The 17,092-nt window shown below is 38.1% G+C and carries 16 protein-coding genes and 1 riboswitch; of the genes, 4 read left to right on the top strand and 12 right to left on the bottom strand.

Features of this window, described 5'->3' with window-relative positions; genetic code table 11:
- Nucleotides 1–274 precede the first annotated feature (274 nt).
- Entirely contained in the window at nucleotides 275–1,504 is a 1,230-nt protein-coding gene (locus tag ACIPKN_RS13195; RefSeq protein WP_400936629.1) for a saccharopine dehydrogenase family protein, read from the top strand.
- A complete protein-coding gene (gene nspC / locus ACIPKN_RS13190) occupies nucleotides 1,501–2,640 on the top strand; it encodes a carboxynorspermidine decarboxylase (protein ID WP_400936627.1) in 1,140 nt (379 codons plus the stop codon). The genes ACIPKN_RS13195 and nspC overlap by 4 nt, the downstream gene beginning before the upstream one ends.
- Before the next feature lie 42 nt (nucleotides 2,641–2,682).
- Here the strand turns inward: nspC and ACIPKN_RS13185 are convergent, their stop codons facing one another.
- The 4 genes from ACIPKN_RS13185 to ACIPKN_RS13170 all read right to left on the bottom strand — a co-directional run bounded on the left by ACIPKN_RS13185 (nucleotide 2,683) and on the right by ACIPKN_RS13170 (nucleotide 5,980).
- Nucleotides 2,683–3,558, bottom strand: coding sequence for an amidase (locus tag ACIPKN_RS13185; RefSeq protein WP_400936625.1), 876 nt, complete (start codon nucleotides 3,556–3,558; stop codon nucleotides 2,683–2,685).
- 43 nt (nucleotides 3,559–3,601) lie between these two features.
- Nucleotides 3,602–3,690: riboswitch (cyclic di-GMP riboswitch) on the bottom strand.
- A 203-nt stretch (nucleotides 3,691–3,893) separates the two neighbouring features.
- Complete coding sequence (locus tag ACIPKN_RS13180; protein WP_400936623.1) at nucleotides 3,894–4,100, bottom strand: DUF6366 family protein; 207 nt, start codon at nucleotides 4,098–4,100, stop codon at nucleotides 3,894–3,896.
- A 250-nt stretch (nucleotides 4,101–4,350) separates the two neighbouring features.
- Nucleotides 4,351–4,839 (bottom strand): chemotaxis protein CheW, encoded by a 489-nt coding sequence (locus ACIPKN_RS13175; protein ID WP_053483746.1) that lies wholly within the window; start codon nucleotides 4,837–4,839, stop codon nucleotides 4,351–4,353.
- Between the two features lie 25 nt (nucleotides 4,840–4,864).
- Entirely contained in the window at nucleotides 4,865–5,980 is a 1,116-nt protein-coding gene (locus ACIPKN_RS13170) for a M20/M25/M40 family metallo-hydrolase (protein WP_400936621.1), read from the bottom strand.
- A 260-nt stretch (nucleotides 5,981–6,240) separates the two neighbouring features.
- Here ACIPKN_RS13170 and ACIPKN_RS13165 point away from each other — a divergent pair, with 260 nt between their 5' ends.
- The gene (locus ACIPKN_RS13165; RefSeq protein WP_400936619.1) at nucleotides 6,241–6,546 is read left to right on the top strand and encodes a hypothetical protein; all 306 of its coding nucleotides are present in this window, start codon (nucleotides 6,241–6,243) and stop codon (nucleotides 6,544–6,546) included.
- A gap of 117 nt (nucleotides 6,547–6,663) precedes the next feature.
- Here the strand turns inward: ACIPKN_RS13165 and ACIPKN_RS13160 are convergent, their stop codons facing one another.
- From ACIPKN_RS13160 to mce, 3 genes are all read right to left on the bottom strand, one after another.
- Nucleotides 6,664–7,617: a hypothetical protein gene (locus tag ACIPKN_RS13160; protein ID WP_400936617.1), complete on the bottom strand. Its 954-nt coding sequence runs from the start codon at nucleotides 7,615–7,617 to the stop codon at nucleotides 6,664–6,666.
- A 143-nt stretch (nucleotides 7,618–7,760) separates the two neighbouring features.
- On the bottom strand, nucleotides 7,761–9,308 hold the full coding sequence (locus ACIPKN_RS13155) for an acyl-CoA carboxylase subunit beta (RefSeq protein ID WP_400936615.1): 1,548 nt from the start codon (nucleotides 9,306–9,308) through the stop codon (nucleotides 7,761–7,763).
- A gap of 5 nt (nucleotides 9,309–9,313) precedes the next feature.
- Nucleotides 9,314–9,727, bottom strand: a complete 414-nt coding sequence (mce, locus tag ACIPKN_RS13150; RefSeq protein ID WP_132356629.1) for a methylmalonyl-CoA epimerase — start codon at nucleotides 9,725–9,727, stop codon at nucleotides 9,314–9,316.
- A gap of 125 nt (nucleotides 9,728–9,852) precedes the next feature.
- Between mce and prli42 the strand changes: the two genes are divergently transcribed.
- Nucleotides 9,853–9,948 carry a stressosome-associated protein Prli42 gene (gene prli42 / locus ACIPKN_RS13145; protein WP_156304613.1) on the top strand — a complete coding sequence of 32 codons (96 nt, stop codon included), beginning with the start codon at nucleotides 9,853–9,855 and terminating at the stop codon, nucleotides 9,946–9,948.
- A gap of 20 nt (nucleotides 9,949–9,968) precedes the next feature.
- Here prli42 and ACIPKN_RS13140 read toward each other — a convergent pair whose 3' ends face one another.
- The 5 genes from ACIPKN_RS13140 to ACIPKN_RS13120 form a co-directional block, all read right to left on the bottom strand.
- Entirely contained in the window at nucleotides 9,969–10,946 is a 978-nt protein-coding gene (locus ACIPKN_RS13140; RefSeq protein WP_400936613.1) for an aromatic acid exporter family protein, read from the bottom strand.
- Between the two features lie 569 nt (nucleotides 10,947–11,515).
- Entirely contained in the window at nucleotides 11,516–11,956 is a 441-nt protein-coding gene (locus tag ACIPKN_RS13135; RefSeq protein ID WP_370081645.1) for a BrxA/BrxB family bacilliredoxin, read from the bottom strand.
- 131 nt (nucleotides 11,957–12,087) lie between these two features.
- The gene (gene meaB, locus ACIPKN_RS13130) at nucleotides 12,088–13,185 is read right to left on the bottom strand and encodes a methylmalonyl Co-A mutase-associated GTPase MeaB (RefSeq protein ID WP_400936610.1); all 1,098 of its coding nucleotides are present in this window, start codon (nucleotides 13,183–13,185) and stop codon (nucleotides 12,088–12,090) included.
- Nucleotides 13,185–15,338, bottom strand: a complete 2,154-nt coding sequence (scpA, locus tag ACIPKN_RS13125; RefSeq protein WP_400936608.1) for a methylmalonyl-CoA mutase — start codon at nucleotides 15,336–15,338, stop codon at nucleotides 13,185–13,187. Before scpA ends, meaB begins: the two co-directional genes overlap by 1 nt.
- A complete protein-coding gene (locus ACIPKN_RS13120; RefSeq protein WP_400936606.1) occupies nucleotides 15,335–17,026 on the bottom strand; it encodes a methylmalonyl-CoA mutase family protein in 1,692 nt (563 codons plus the stop codon). The genes scpA and ACIPKN_RS13120 overlap by 4 nt, the downstream gene beginning before the upstream one ends.
- Between the last annotated feature and the right edge of the window lie 66 nt (nucleotides 17,027–17,092).

Below are 17,092 nucleotides of genomic sequence, written 5' to 3'. Positions count from 1 at the left end.
CGGGTGGTTTCAGACTACAGTTTTGAAGTCACCCCAGATTTCCCCAAACGCTGCCATTGAACAATAAATGATTTTCTCTTTTCTACATCAGAGTTAAGGGAATTTTTTTCACGAAATGCTTCTTTTTTCGTGGCATTCCCCTCTGAATACGCTACATTATTGTTGAAAAATAAAAAATTTTGTAGAAAATTTAAAAAGAATGATTGAGTAGTAATTCAATTTTCTGTATAATCAGCTTGTTTGACAATACTTATATGAATTTGGGGGTAGACAATTGGGTAAAGCATTGATTATAGGAGCTGGCGGAGTAGCCAGTGTTGTGGTACACAAGTGTGTTCAAAATTCGGACGTGTTTGAGGAGATTTGTATCGCAAGTAGAACTGTTTCAAAATGTGACGCTCTAAAAGAAAAACTAGATGGCGGAAAAACAAAGATTCATACCGCACAGGTAGACGCAGACAATACGGAAGAGGTTATTGAGCTAATTAAAGCCTTCGGACCACAAGTTGTTATTAATGTAGCACTACCTTATCAAGACTTAACGATTATGGATGCTTGCTTAGCGACAGGTGTACACTATGTGGATACTGCAAACTACGAGCCACCTGAAACGGCAAAATTTGAATATAAATGGCAATGGGCTTATAAAGAGAAGTTCGAAAAAGCTGGTTTAACTGCTTTACTTGGTAGCGGTTTTGATCCAGGTGTAACGGGCGTTTTCACAGCTCATGCACAAAAACATGAATTTGATGAAATCCACTACATAGATATTGTGGATGCAAATGCTGGTGATCACGGTTACCATTTCGCTACAAACTTCAACCCAGAAATCAACATTCGTGAAATTACTGCGAATGGTCGTTACTGGAAAGAAGGTCAGTGGGTTGAAACTGCACCACTTGAGAAAAAAGAGATTTATAACTTACCAGAAATCGGACCAAAAGATATTTACCTTTTATACCATGAAGAACTAGAATCACTTGCTAAAAACATTAAAGGTTTAAAGCAAATCCGCTTCTGGATGACATTCTCTGAAAAATACTTAACACATTTAAAAGTATTAGAGAATGTTGGTATGACTTCTATTGAGCCGATTGAATTTGAAGGACAAATGATTCAACCAATTCACTTCCTTAAAGCTGTACTGCCTGATCCAGCATCACTTGGACCACGTACAAAAGGAAAAACTAATATCGGTTGTATTATTCGTGGTCTAAAAGATGGTAAGGAAAAAACTTATTATGTCTACAATGTGTGTGACCACGAGGAATGCTATAACGAAGTTGGTTCACAGGCAATTTCCTACACAACAGGTGTACCAGCAATGATTGGTGCAATGCTTGTGATGAACGGTCAATGGCGTAAACCTGGCGTTTGGAATGTCGAAGATTTCAATCCAGATCCATTCATGAATGCACTAAATAAATGGGGTCTACCATGGCAAGAAAGCCATAATCCAGAATTACTTGACCTTGAGTTAGATGTAAAGGAATTAAATCGATGAAGCCAATTGATTTCTCAAAAGTTCCATCCCCTTCTTACGTAGTGGATGAACGATTATTAACAAAAAATCTAGAACTTTTAAAATCGATTCAAGATCGCACAGGCTGCCGTATTTTACTTGCCTTAAAAGGGTTTTCAATGCATTCAACATTCCCTTTAGTGGGTGAATATTTAGCAGGGATTACGTCCAGCTCATTATTTGAAGCTCGACTAGGCTATGAAAAAATGGGCAAGGAAGTTCATGTCTATGCACCAGCTTACGTCGAACATGAAATGGACGAGCTTCTTGGCTACGTTGATCATATTGTATTTAATTCATTTAACCAATGGAATCAATATAAGGACAAAGTAAAATCCGCTGGTAAAACAATTGAATGTGGTATTCGTATCAATCCTGAGTACTCTGAAATTGAAACAGCACTTTACGACCCTTGCTACACGAATTCTCGTCTTGGCACAACATTAGCCAACTTCGACAAGTCACAGCTTGACGGTATTGATGGCTTACACTTCCATGCAATGTGTGAGCAAAACTCCGATACGTTAGAGCGTATTATACAAGTTGTCGAAGAAAAATTTGGTGATGTTTTACATCAAATGAAATGGTTAAACTTTGGTGGAGGTCACCATATTACTCGTGAGGATTATGATGTAGAAAAGCTTGTGAATATCATTAATTACATTCAAGACAAGTATAACCTTCTCGTCTATTTAGAGCCAGGTGAAGCTGTTGCACTTAATACAGGTTATTTAGTAGCAACTGTTCTCGATGTACAGAAAAACGGTATGGACCTAGCAATTTTAGATACATCGGCAACTTGCCATATGCCAGATGTTCTAGAAATGCCATACCGCCCAATGATTATTGGTTCTGGTCAACCAAATGAGCTAGCTTACACGTATCGTCTAGGCGGGCTTACTTGTCTGGCTGGTGATGTAATTGGTGATTATTCATTTGAACAATCTTTACAATCAGGCGATCGTCTAGTATTTACAGATATGGCACATTACTCAATGGTGAAAAATCATATGTTTAATGGCGTAAATCTTCCATCAATCGTTTCTTATAACGATGAAGAAGGCATTAAAGTCATTCGTGAATTTAAATTCGAAGACTATAGCGGCCGACTTTCATAAGGCAAAGAAAATCCTCTCCAACTTAATGCTGGAGAGGATTTTTTACGGCTGCATATTCATCCAACTATCAACATCATGAATGGCAAAACCATTATAACTTTTTTTATTGGCATAATATTGATGAACTTGTGCTAACTGTTTGTTCATATAGGCTTCTCCATCATCATAGAAGGTAATAGTATTCCCTTCATCAGTGGCTCCTGTTTCCACACCAATAACAATTGACTTTTTTACTTTTTTTGCATAATTTATTTCATGTTCAACGATATTAATAATGTCTTTAGCAGCATCTCGATAAGCCATTATTGAAACACTTTCCACTTGGTCAATTACCCAGTCAGCTAATAATTGGTTTTTGTAAGTAATTTCGTCAAACCAAAATGGCATATCAACTTCCAATGGCAATAGTAATCGGTCGGTATCCCCTTTCGCTCTAGTAAGAAGCGCTTGATAGGATTCAATCGTTTTCGCTTGGTTCGAGCTCCAGCCACTATTTAAATAGGGCTCTACATCAAGATGAACGCCAGAAAATTGCTCTGTTGCTGCTGCATTTCCATTATATGTTTGTAACCAATCAAATAGCTGATCCTGCATTTTATAGCCTTCTGTTGAAACCCAACTTGCAGAACCATCTAACGCATATACTTTTATCCCTTTTGCCGTTGCTTTATCGATAAAACTTTTGTAAAAATTACTTGCTATATCACTATTAATTTGTAAATATAATTTATTAACTTGTTTGCTTTCTAAAAATGAAAGTACTCCTGATTCATCTTCAACAATCTTTGTCGTGTCCCATAACCAAGTAGCCCTATCCTGCATGGCCATTGCGTCTACCTTTCCCATTGTTAATCCTAGCGTACTTACAATTGCTACTATAAAAACAATGATCGCTTTTGATAGTGAACGACTTCCCATATATTACATCTCCATTCTATTGGCCGAGGCTCATAGAATAGAACCTGGCAACCTGACAATCATGCACTAAAATAGTGTTTAGACTCATGGCTTTGCGTCCTTCCCTTTCGGTGAAGTTTGCCTTTTACAGTAGTTTTCTTACCATACATAATACGATGTTAGTATGGATATGTCAGTAGGTAAATCGCATAATTTTATTGTTAACTTTCAAATATGTGCATATGAACACAGGTTATTTTTACTATGTTAGAAATAAGTAATTATGTTGATAACTTGTAGCGATTGAAAAATCATGGATAGAAGATTATGGAGATATATCGATTCCTTTCATATCTTTAATTGAAAAATATTTTGTATATAATGTAGCCTATGAATAACACTAAAACTAATATTAACGTCTCTTTCCAACCCATACCATTTAAATTTCCGCTAGTTCCCCTATTTATTCCATCGTTTAAAGAGCCAGTAGGATTGTTTTTTAATTCACTTTGCCTTAAGTGTTCTCTTTTTTCTTCAGGTATTTGCTTTTTCTCTGTATTCATATGACAAATACCTCCTCAAAAAAGAATTATTTACTTATTTGTTTTGCAGCTCATTGGACGTCCCAATGAAAGCTACTAGTCGGAACGAAAATCAACGACACGTTTTAGTGATAAGCTTAATATTCGACATAGGTATTCAGTTTCCTTTTAATAAAGCTACTTAAAAAGAAAGACAGAATCACACATTTGTAATTCTGTCTCAAATATTATCTATGAAATATTGTATTGAATGATTTAATCATACAAAGACTTATGCCTCTACGTTTTCTTTTTCATTTTCAAGCATTTTGTGTAAATAATTAATTATTTCACGTATACCTTCTAATGAATTCACAAGTATCTTCGGGTCAACGTATGTGATCATACGATTTTCAAGATTAGCCACAGCTGTAAAATAGCGTGTTTTTGAATAATTAACAAGTCCCATCTGCTTTAATACCGACTCATCAAAATCAAGAATTTCACGAGCTTCTGTTACAAGTAATCCATAATTCACAACATCCGTGTTCAATACTATAATCCGTGCTGTTGCAGCATTAGAAGAACGATTATAAAGAATACGCTCAAAATCAAGCACAGGGACAAGCTCGCCACGAATTCTTGTGAAGCCTAGAAGATAATTAGGCAAGTGAGGAATCGGTGTTACTTGCTCTAACTTTTCAATCGAAATCGCTTGTTCTACAGGTACTGCATATTCCTCTGTACCACAAGCAAAAACTACTGCCTTTACACTTTCCATGCGGTCACATCCTCGATTTTTGTAGTTATTTTTTCGCAGACTCTTTAATGATTTCAACAAGTAAATCCGCTAATTTTTCTAATTCTTCGACTGGGATTTTTTCATTTGTTGTATGAATGTCCTCGTATCCAACAGAAAGATTTACTGTAGGGATGCCAAAGCCCGCAATTACATTAGCATCGGAACCTCCGCCTGAAATACCAAGCTTTGGTGTACGATCGATGTTGTGTACAGCTGCCATTGCCACTTGCACAACTTTATCTGATTCTGTTACACGGAATCCAGGATACATTAGCTTCACTTCAACTTCAGCCTTCGCACCTAACGAAGCAGCTACTTGCTCGAACGTCTCCTGCATATGCTTCGTTTGGGCATCTAGCTTCGCTTTGTCGATCGAACGAGCCTCCGCAAGAATTGTTACTTCGTCACATACAATATTTGTTGCCTGCCCACCCTCAAAGCGACCAATATTAGCTGTTGTTTCTTCATCTAATCGACCTAGCTTCATTTGTGCAATACATTTGGAAGCAACCGTAATCGCAGACACTCCTTTTTCTGGAGCGACACCAGCGTGTGCTGTTTTCCCAATTATTTTAACAGAAATTTTTGCTTGGAATGGAGCCGCTGTTACAATTCCTCCTACTTTGCCATCACTGTCTACAGCAAAGCCGTATTTCGCTTTAATTTTAGATGGATCTAACTCTTTAGCGCCAACGAGCCCACTTTCCTCGCCAGCTGTAATAATAAATTCAATATCACCATGTTCAATATTTTGCTCTTTTAAGCGTTTAGCCATTTCAAATAATGCGGCAAGACCTGCTTTGTCATCAGCACCTAAAATAGTTGTACCATCTGAAACGATATAGCCATCTTCACGAAGAGATGGTTTAATCCCTTTACCTGGGACAACTGTATCCATATGAGAAGTAAAATAAATTGGGTCAATATCTAATGAACCCTTTAGCGTAGCAAGTATATTACCTGCTCCATGCCCGTTACGAGTATGTGCATCATCTTGTTCTACTGTAAAACCAAGTGCTGTTAATTTGTCGATTAAAATCGGCGCAATCACTTCTTCATGTTTTGTTTCTGAATCGATTTGTACGAGCTCAAAAAACTCTTCTACTAAACGACTTGTCATGTTGTAGGACTCCCTTAGTTTACGTGTTATCCACGTCATAGTTATCTTCTATATTTTAGCATACTGCTGCGTTTGGTAAAATAAAACGATTACATTGTTTTTCAATTGGGCTATAATTATCCTCTTCAATTCAATTCAATTCGCAAATTATAGACGGGTAAAAGTGCTTCTTTTAGCGAACTACTTTTTTGAAGATAAATGGAAAATTTATGTTAAAATATTTTATAGATTATTCACGTCAATTTTTGGGGAGCGGTGACTTGAAGAAAAAAGTTATAATTATTGTTTCCTTATTGGTTGTAATTATATTGTTGCATTCAACACCAAGTATGGCATTAAGAACACATATATTTTTAATGGGTTATCCAAAAGCCGCAATTTCTTCAGGGATTATTGAAGATAAAGAACATAATGCAGTAGATAAAGATAAATTTGCTGAATTAAATGCCAAAGCATACACCCTAACAAATCCTCCAATAGAAAAAGCTACTCATGGCGAATTAAGAAACTTTCTTGTGAGGAAATTTGGATTTTTGCATTTTGCAGAATACTACGGTGATACTTAATAACCTTCGTCAGTCAAACAGGGGCTTTACACAAAAAAACGCTCAGATTATTGAGCGTTTTTTTCTGCTTTTTATGTTATTACTAATTTACCGTTAAAGGGAAAGTCTTTTCACAGATTACTTTTGAAAGATCGCTTCTTTTTCTTTATGTAGAGACTGCAAATAGCCATCTGCCTTATTATGTTTATCCTGTAGACGCAAAATCGTATTATGTACATCATCTTGTACACGGGAAACCTGCTCTCTGGCGGTAGATATTTTAGAATGGACAGACCAAGCTGAAAAAATATCATCAAAGAAATAGTCCGCAAATTTTACAAATCCATCTGTTTCAACTGCTAACGATTTCGTAGACATATCTTGTACATCCAGTAGTTCGTTTTGGAAGCGCTGTAATGCAATTTGAGCATTATGAAGATAATTTTCGGACTCATCAAGTGCATCATGCTTTAAATGTGTAGCAATGAGACCCCCACCAAAAAACGTATCCCATGCTGAGTAACCACTTGCAGAATGCAAGGACTCTGCAGCTTGTCCAAGCTTAGTAAGTGCTGCTTCACCAGCTTCTTCTGCTTCCCCTATCTCTATAATAAGTTGTTTCGTTAACATTTCTTCGTGCGCTAATTGTTCAAGCCTTTTTGCCTGTTCAGGCTCATGTATTTGTAAATAGCCTTTCTTTTTAGCATTTAATTGCTTTAAAACTTCATGCAACTCTTGTTCGTTAATTTGAGTAAGTTTAGTGTTTATTTGCCGTAAATCATCTGTCAAATCAAGTTCCATCTTCTTTGCTTCATTTATTTTTAATTCAAGAATAGCTGCTTCATCAATTTTTTCTGCACGTAGCTCATCTTGTTGCCCTGCCCACGTACGAATCGTATTCATAAAAGAAAAACCTTCTAACTTATCGAGTTTCAAACGAATTTGATTGAGTGCTTTAGAATGTTTGTAAATTTCCTGTTGTGCACGCTCGATTTGCCTTTCAATTAAATCCTTTTGTTCACTTAACCTACTAGCAGTTCTTAATTGTGCATGAATCATTTCTTGCTCTTTTTGTAATTGTTTCCATTCCATCCATCTCAACTCCTCTTATATATATGTACGAATGAAAATAGGAAATGTTTCAATTATCTGTTATTTCCAATAGATCTTTTATTATCAAATGTTCGTAAAAAGAAAGCCTAGTAACCCCAAAGGATACTAAGCTTGTACAATTTTTATAGAGGAATGTTTCCGTGCTTTTTCTCTGGACGTGTTTCATGTTTGTTTGATAACATATCTAGCCCTTGAATTAGCTTAATACGTGTATCACGTGGGTCGATAACATCGTCTACCATACCGCGAGATGCCGCCACGTATGGATTTGCGAATTTATCTTTATATTCTTCAATTTTCGCTGCACGTGTTGCTTCTGGATCTTCCGATTTTGCAATTTCACGCGCGAAGATAATGTTAGCTGCACCTGCCGCACCCATAACAGCAATTTCTGCGTTAGGCCAAGCAAATACTAAGTCTGCTCCAATTGATTTAGAGTTAAGGGCAACATACGCACCACCATATGCTTTACGCAGAATCACTGTAATTTTTGGTACAGTTGCTTCTGAGTATGCATAAAGGATTTTCGCTCCGTGACGAATGATACCGCCATGCTCTTGTTTAACGCCTGGGAAGAAACCAGAAACGTCTTCAAATGTGATGATTGGTATATTATAAGCATCACAAGTACGAATAAAACGAGCAGCCTTGTCTGAAGAGTCAATATCTAATCCACCAGCTAATACTTTAGGTTGGTTACATACAAGACCAACCGATTCACCAGCAATACGCGCAAAACCAACTACAACGTTTTTCGCAAATTCTGCATGAACTTCCATAAATGAGCCTTCGTCCACTATTTGCTCGACTACTTTTCGTACATCATAAGGACGAGTTGTTTCAATCGGTACAGTATCCACGATTTCCGGACGATAGTCATCACCCTCTGGACGTGCCTGACGAGGAGCTTTTTCTTTATTATTTTGTGGTAAGTAGCTTAATAGTTTCTTAATTTGATCAATAGCTTCTTCTTCAGATGGTGCGCGGAAGTGTGCATTACCACTTACAGCGTTGTTTACTTTTGAACCACCTAAATCTTCAGCAGAAATTTTTTCACCTGTTACTGTTTCAATAACTTTCGGTCCTGTAATAAACATTTGAGATGTCTTATCAACCATTAGAATGAAGTCTGTAATTGCTGGAGAATATACCGCCCCACCAGCACATGGTCCCATGATAACTGAGATTTGAGGAATTACCCCAGAGTAGATTGCATTACGATAGAAAATATGACCATAACCATCAAGTGAAAGTACACCCTCTTGAATACGAGCGCCACCTGAATCATTAATACCGATAAATGGTGTACCATTTTTTGCAGCTAAATCCATTACTGTTGCCATTTTTTTTGCGTGCATTTCACCAAGTGCTCCCCCAAATACTGTGAAATCTTGAGAGAATAAGTATACTGAACGTCCATTAATTTTACCGAAACCAGTTACTACACCATCCCCAGGACCTTCCATCTTGTCCATGCCAAAGTCTACTGTACGGTGTGTAATGAATGGGTTGATCTCGAAAAATGTACCTTCGTCTAGTAATAATTCAATACGCTCACGAGCAGTTAATTTGCCTTTATCATGCTGCTTCTCGATGCGCTCATAGCCGCCACCAAGTTCAATTACTGTCTTACGGTCATACAAGTCATTAATTTTATCGAACATATCCATACTGATCACTTATCCCCTTTTCCACTTTTATCGCATAATTCATATAACACACCGAAAGATGATTTCGGATGCATAAAAGCAACTTCTGCACCACCAGCACCTGGTCCTGGCTCTTCAGATAAAAGACGGACGCCTTTTTCACGAAGCTCAGCCATACGCTCACGAATACCTGTTACACCGAAAGCTACATGATGGATACCTTCTCCACGTTTTTCGATGTATCCGTGAATAGTACTTTTTTCACTCATCGGTTCTAATAACTCAATTTTTACATTACCCGCATCAATGAATGCAACACGAACCTGTTGAGATTCTACTTCTTCCACTTTCAGCAGCTTTAGGCCTAAAGTTTCTGTATAATATGTAATGCGTTCATTAAGATCGCGGACTGCAATCCCAATATGATCTACTCTCTCCATGGTGACATCTCCTTCTGTTATGGTACATAATCTATTTTACAGACTTTTTCGTAAAAACTCTACTACTTGAGAAATTTTTCAGATTTGCTAAACTATTTATATGAAAAGAAGGAGCGAACGAGCATATGAGTAATAAAAAATTTCAAAAAATTGTCGTTTATACGATGATAGCAATCATGGTAATTTCATCTCTAGCATTCGGCTTATCAATGCTAGTGTAATGGAAAGCTAGGCGTCCGCATTACTGCGGGCGCTTTTTCTTTACCTTTAAGCCCTTAAAAGACTGCTTAATTTCTAAATATCGATCCATTTCCTCAATAAATTGATAGAGAGCCGCTTGTGCTAAAAATTGCTCATGATTTTTTGGTAAAGGTAATTGGGCGAAATCTAACTTTACCTGCTCTAACTTCCCCCTAAAATGACTAGCCGTATTTCCTGAATGAACATGCTCACCGAGGTCTTGTAAAAAGTCAGCGACGATCACCGCCTCTTGTACTATAACAGGAAGTGCCGTTATTTTCGGAAGAACCCTATCGATAATTTCTAGTTGCTGTTCACGCATATCAAAATATACGTAGTAGTCATTTTCACGTCTCGTAAAATGATTTTCAACATCTTTAAATGCTAGGGATTTCGCACTATTTAATGCTTTAATGGCGTCAATAATTTCCTGCCCATCCCACAATGTATCGCCTTCTCTTAAATAGTTGGCGATTTCTAAAAAAATCTTACTGTAAAGTTCCTCAATTTTAACTCTATAGTAATTTAATTCCTTTTGAATGTCTGGCATATACATATTTATAGCTATTCCCGTACCATATCCAATTGCCATTAATGCGAATTCATTAGAAACTAGTGCCAATGAAAAGCTTTTAGCTGCATAAATATGCATGATAATTACTGCACTAGAGACAAAACCATCTGCAACCTTCAAAGATACAATTGTTGGTATGAATACGATCAGCATACCTGCAAATGTAAGCGGATGATAGGAAAATAGCTCAAAGCTCAAAAATGCATAAAGCATACCGATAATACTTGCGACGAATCGTGTATAAGCAGCATGAAGAGATTTTTTCTTCGTTGGCTGTACACATAATATTGTTAGAATACCAGCAGATGCATAAGAAGCTAATTCAAAGTATTGGGCAATGGCAATAGCGATTGCTGCACCAAAGGCCGTTTTTAATGTACGATAGCCGATTGAAAACTTCTTCAAGTCGACTGCCTCCTATCTTTTAGTACTCTAATTTTACATACGTGTTGATTAGCCTTATTTCACAAACATAGGCTCAAACCATAATGTGTGGTTGATTTCCGTTCCGGCTGGGCGCTTTCCTAGGGGCGTCCGATGAGCCGCTTCACTCGCGTTGCTCGCTCCAGGGTCTCATCTGTGACGCTGATCCCCAAGGAGTCGCCCATCCTCCACTACAATCAACAATATTCATTGAATACGTTTTACAAATGTCATCAATAACTTTTGGCGACGAGCGACAATTGAAGTAGTCCAAGAAAAATAAAGGATTTCACCACAAATAATGCCCAATATTGCTTATCAACACACCTGTTAATTTTATTGATTTCGAATTTCAGATTATTCATTTAGCCAATATTACAAATATTTCGAACGTCAATTGGCCAGGTATATTGAAAAATAAAAGGAAGCTATAACACCATGCTAATCGAGGATCAATTAGCATGGCCAAGTAGTAAGCCACCGCAGATATTTTGTAGCTGCGGGGCAACATACTTATAGAATAGCTTCTCTTTTAACTTCTAAGAATAAAATTAAAGTTCGTCGCAATATTCCTCAAAGTTTGCTTGTAAGTTTGTTACTACTGACATTGGGTCATGTCCCTCAATTTCATAGCGTCCAACTTCTGCTACTACTTGTCCATCCTTTAATAACACAAATGATGGGGAAGATGGTAAATGATCTTCACCGAAGTGATAACGAGCAGCTGCAGTTGCTTCTTTATCTTGACCAGCAAATACTGTTACAAGATGGTCTGGACGTTTATCGTAATGTACGCTTTGTGCTGCTGCTGGACGTGCGATACCTCCTGCACAGCCACATACAGAGTTTACCATGACTAAAGTTGTACCTGGACGGGCAAATGCCTCTTCAACAGCTTCTGGCGTGCGAAGCTGCTCATAACCAGCACCCTCAATTTCTGCACGTGCTGTTTTTAAAATTTCTTGCATAAATAAATCGTAATCCATATTCATATAGCGATAAGCTCCTTTCAAGTTCGCGCCATCTTAAACTAATAGCTTTAGATATTGGACGCACATTTCATCTCCTATCATAGCAGTTAGCGACGAATTTGTGCACCTAGTTGCTCATAACAAAGGTAATATTATTTCTGTGATTGTTCATCGCTAAACAAACGATCTACACCTTGTGTGACTGTCAACTGTCCATTTAAAATTTGACGTTCTAAAAGTTGTACCTGTGCTTTACGTTCTGGATTACCATAAAACATATCGATTAAATGGTCGGTAATCATCGATTGGAACCAATCTCTCGTCTGATTTTGGCGTCTAATTGACCAGTAATTATTTGCCTCAACAATTTGTCTGAACTCCCCTATTGTACTCCAGACTTTGTCGAGACCACGTTTTTCCCACGAGCTTACCGGCATTGCTGTGGACATCCACCCTGGGGTTGCAGGCTGTAAGAAATGTAAAATTTGCTTATACTCAGATACCGTTTTTTTAGCAAGACGAACATTATCACCATCAGCCTTATGAACAACAATGGCATCCGCTAACTCCATAATGCCCTTTTTCATGCCTTGTAGCTCGTCCCCGGCACCTGTTAAAACTAACAGCAAGAAGAAATCAACCATACCGCGGACATATGTTTCACTTTGTCCAACACCGACTGTTTCTATTAAAATGACATCGTAGCCAGCCGCTTCACAAACAAGCATCGTTTCACGTGTCTTCTTATGAACACCCCCTAGGGTACCAGCTGATGGAGAGGGACGAACAAATGCATTAGGCTTTTTCACGAGCTCCTCCATTCGAGTCTTATCGCCTAATATACTTCCTCCCGATAAAGAAGAGCTTGGATCAATCGCAAGAACTGCCACTTTTTTCTCCATCTCACAAAGCATCGTTCCGAAAGCCTCAATAAACGAACTCTTTCCAGCACCAGGAACGCCTGTGATCCCAATACGGACACTGTTTCCTGTATGTGGTAGAAGCTCTTGAAGAAGTTCTTGTGCTTGCACTTTATGTGTAGCATTTGAACTTTCAATGAGAGTAATAGCTTTTGACAAGTGTGTACGAGAGCTTGCACGTACTTCTTGTGCAAGCTCCTGAATGTTTAAATTGTCTGCTTTTTTCTTTCGGAATTTTTTCGGTGTACCATATTGCATTCCGTCGTGAGTTGCCTCTACTCCGTCCATAACAAATAGCGCACTTTCAGGCATTCCTTTATTTTTGTCCATTATTCAGACACTTCCTCATAGCCTAAACGTTTATAAATCTCTTCAATAATCTTTTGTGCCGATACAGGAATAACTGTACCAGGTCCAAATATCGCTACCGCGCCAGCTTCATAAAGGAATTCATAATCTTGTGCTGGAATAACACCTCCAACAATAATAATGATATCTTCACGGCCCAGTTTTTCTAACTCTGCTACTAATTCAGGAACAAGCGTTTTATGACCAGCTGCTAATGAAGATACACCAATGACATGAACATCGTTTTCTACAGCCATTTGAGCTGCTTCAGCAGGTGTCATAAATAGTGGTGAAATATCTACATCAAAGCCTAAGTCAGCATACCCTGTTGCCACAACCTTCGCACCACGGTCATGTCCATCTTGTCCCATTTTCGCTACTAAAATACGTGGGCGACGACCTTCGTTTTCAAGGAACTCCTCTGTCATTTGCTTCATTTCAGCAATTTGCTCCTCATCTGAGAAGTTTGCAGAGTAAACGCCAGAGATTGAACGAATTACTGCTTTATGGCGACCTGAAACAACTTCGATTGCATCAGAAATTTCACCTAAAGAAGCACGAGCACGCGCTGCATCTACAGCTATCGCTAATAAGTTTTCTTCACCATCTTGCGCAGCTTTCGTTAATCGAGCTAGATGCTTTTGTACTTCTGCTTCATCACGAGCTGCCTTCATTGCTTCTAAACGTTCAATTTGCTTTTGACGAACTAATGTATTATCAATGTCAAGAATTTCGATAGGTTCTTCTTTTTCTAGACGATATTTATTTACACCTACGATTGTTTCTGTTTTAGAGTCGATTTTCGCTTGACGTTTTGCCGCAGCCTCTTCGACTTTCATTTTTGGAAGACCTGTTTCAATCGCTTTCGCCATACCGCCTAGTTCTTCGATTTCTTCAATTAATGTCCACGCAGATTTTGTAATTTCGTCTGTTAATTTTTCCACATAGTATGAACCGCCCCAAGGATCAATAACCTTTGTCATTGCCGTTTCTTCTTGTAGGAACAGCTGGGTATTACGTGCAATACGTGCAGAGAAATCAGTTGGTAGAGCAATCGCTTCATCAAGTGCATTTGTGTGAAGAGATTGCGTATGCCCCATTGAAGACGCATTCGCTTCAATTAGTGTACGTGCCACATTATTAAATGGATCTTGCTCTGTTAAAGACCAACCAGATGTTTGTGAGTGTGTACGAAGTGCTAATGTCTTAGGGTTTTTCGGATTAAACGTTGACATCATTTGTGCCCAAATTCGACGTGCAGCACGCATTTTTGCAACCTCCATATAATAGTTCATACCAATTGCCCAGAAGAATGATAGACGAGGAGCAAAGGCATCAATATCGATTCCAGCTTTTAGCCCTGTACGAACATATTCAAGACCATCTGCTAGTGTATAAGCAAGTTCGATGTCATTTGTTGCCCCCGCTTCTTGAATATGGTAACCAGAGATTGAAATTGAGTTAAATTTCGGCATAAATTTCGCTGTATATTCAAAAATATCTGCAATAATTTTTATAGACATCGCTGGTGGATAAATATATGTGTTACGAACCATGTATTCTTTTAAAATGTCGTTTTGGATTGTACCCGCTAATTGGTCTGGTGTAACGCCTTGCTCTTCAGCAGCAACGATATAGAATGCAAGAACTGGTAATACAGCACCATTCATTGTCATAGAAACTGACATTTGATCCAAAGGAATTTGATCAAATAAAATCTTCATATCTTCTACAGAGTCAATCGCAACACCAGCTTTACCAACATCCCCTGTTACACGAGGATGATCTGAGTCATAGCCACGGTGAGTTGCTAAGTCAAAGGCAACAGAAAGACCTTTTTGACCCATTGCTAGATTACGTTTGTAGAATGCATTTGATTCTTCAGCTGTTGAGAAACCAGCATATTGGCGAACAGTCCAAGGACGAGCAACATACATAGTAGGGTATGGACCGCGCGTATTTGGCGCTATACCCGCTACATCGTTTAAATGTTTTGCCTCTTTAATATCTTCTTTTGTGTATACATCTTTAATCTCGATACCTTCATTAGTCATAAATTTTTCTTCTGACGCTTGAGGAGCTTCGACTGCTAAAATTTTTTCGATTTCAACTGCACTAAAATTTGGCTTGCTCATCGTTGGACCTCCTTCATGCTAGCGAACACTGAGTCTAATTTTTCGATGATGTTCTGTCCTGCGAAAATAAAGCCGTTTAAGCCATTTGCTAACCAAGCTTCTTCTTCGTCTTTAAATTTGCCGGCAACGTCAACAATTACGTTAGCTGGTTTGCCTGCTAAAATTGCTGGTACTAATTCTTTTGTATCGTCATCATTACCTGCAATTACCACATATGTTGCTTCTGTAGCGTTTAACCAAGCTAATGCTTCTTCAGCTGTAGCAACTGGTTCGCTTTTTTCTGGTACTAGACCTACAGTGTTTAAGAAACCTGACACGAAATCAGCACGTGGTTTTGAACTTTTAAGTGTGCCTAATGATAAGATTCCAGTTTTCACATTTGACGTAGTCATTACCGCACGTAATTGCTCAAAAGGTATAGCAATTCGCTTAATTTCTGCAAACATTGGGTTTGTTGCGCTTTCAAGTACATCTGCTGGATTAGCATAAATATTTGTACCTATTAATGATTGCTTACGCGTTTGTACCGCTTTTATACGAGCTTGATAGGATTTTTCTAGTTCCTCCGTAAGCTTTCCAGATGCAATGTAAGCGTCAATACCTTCAGCTGCTTCAATTTCTAAGAATAATGCCCAAGCTTCTTTCACAAAATCTGCTGTTAATGACTCAATAAAGTAAGAGCCACCAGCTGGGTCTATAACTTTTAAAACATTTGTTTCTTCTTTTAAGATTAACGATACATTCCGTGCAATACGAACCGATTGATCGGTTGGCTTCGTTAATGCATCATGAGGGTGAACTGTAAAGACATCCGCACCGCCAATTAAGCCAGAAAGAGCTTCATTCGCTGAACGTAATAAGTTTACATAAACATCCAGCTTAGAGAAGCTTCTTAATGATGTTTCAGCAATAGTTGGAACTTTTACGCTATTAGATACTCCATAAGCGGATGAGAACGCTTTCCAAAGTACTTTAAAAGCACGGAGTTTTGCAATCTCTGTAAAGAACGGTGTATCCACTGCAAAAGATACATAAAATTTCTTCGCGAACGCTTCAAAGCTTTCTTCTTGTTTTGCGTATTTTGCGGCTAATGCAAGTGCATATGCTAACTCTTGCACAGCATTTGCTCCTTTATTATGATAAATCGTCGTATCCGCACCGATTGAGCGCACGCTCGGGAAATTATTTAAAGAGATAGGATTTTTAGATACGATGAAACCTTTGACAGTTTCTCGCTGATTAACTGCTATTTTGTCGAACACTGCTAATAATGGATCATTTGAATTTTCAACCACAATTTTAAACGAATATTCTGAGAAATAAGTCCCTAATTGTACCAATACTTCTTCAGTCCATTCGAAATTTACACGGCTATCAATTGTTACTACTTCATTGCCTCGAGCTAAGCTATCATCAAGCTGTGCAAAAAATGCTTCACTAGTATCAGCATATATTTGTTGTGCCACTTGAAATGCTTCGTTATTTTGTAGGGAACGGATTGTAGCAACTTGTTTATCAAGTTCTTCACCAAGTTTTGCTACTAAACTTTCTTGGGTGTAAAGAGGTTCTAATGTAATACCTTCACTCGTTTTCGTTAAAAGAGACTCGAATGGTTTCCCTTTTAAAGCCTTGATTGCTGCATCTTGCCATTCTGAATAGGACGGCTTTTCAAATTCAATATTTTTCATGTTGTTTGACATGCGGACGCTTAATCAGCTTCCCCCCTTAGTAGTTTCTATTTGTTATTCTACATG

The organism is Lysinibacillus sp. NPDC086135, from assembly GCF_044746345.1.
In the GTDB taxonomy this organism is placed as follows: Bacteria; Bacillota; Bacilli; order Bacillales_A; family Planococcaceae; genus Lysinibacillus.
This window is presented reverse-complemented; position numbering and strand designations above follow the sequence as displayed.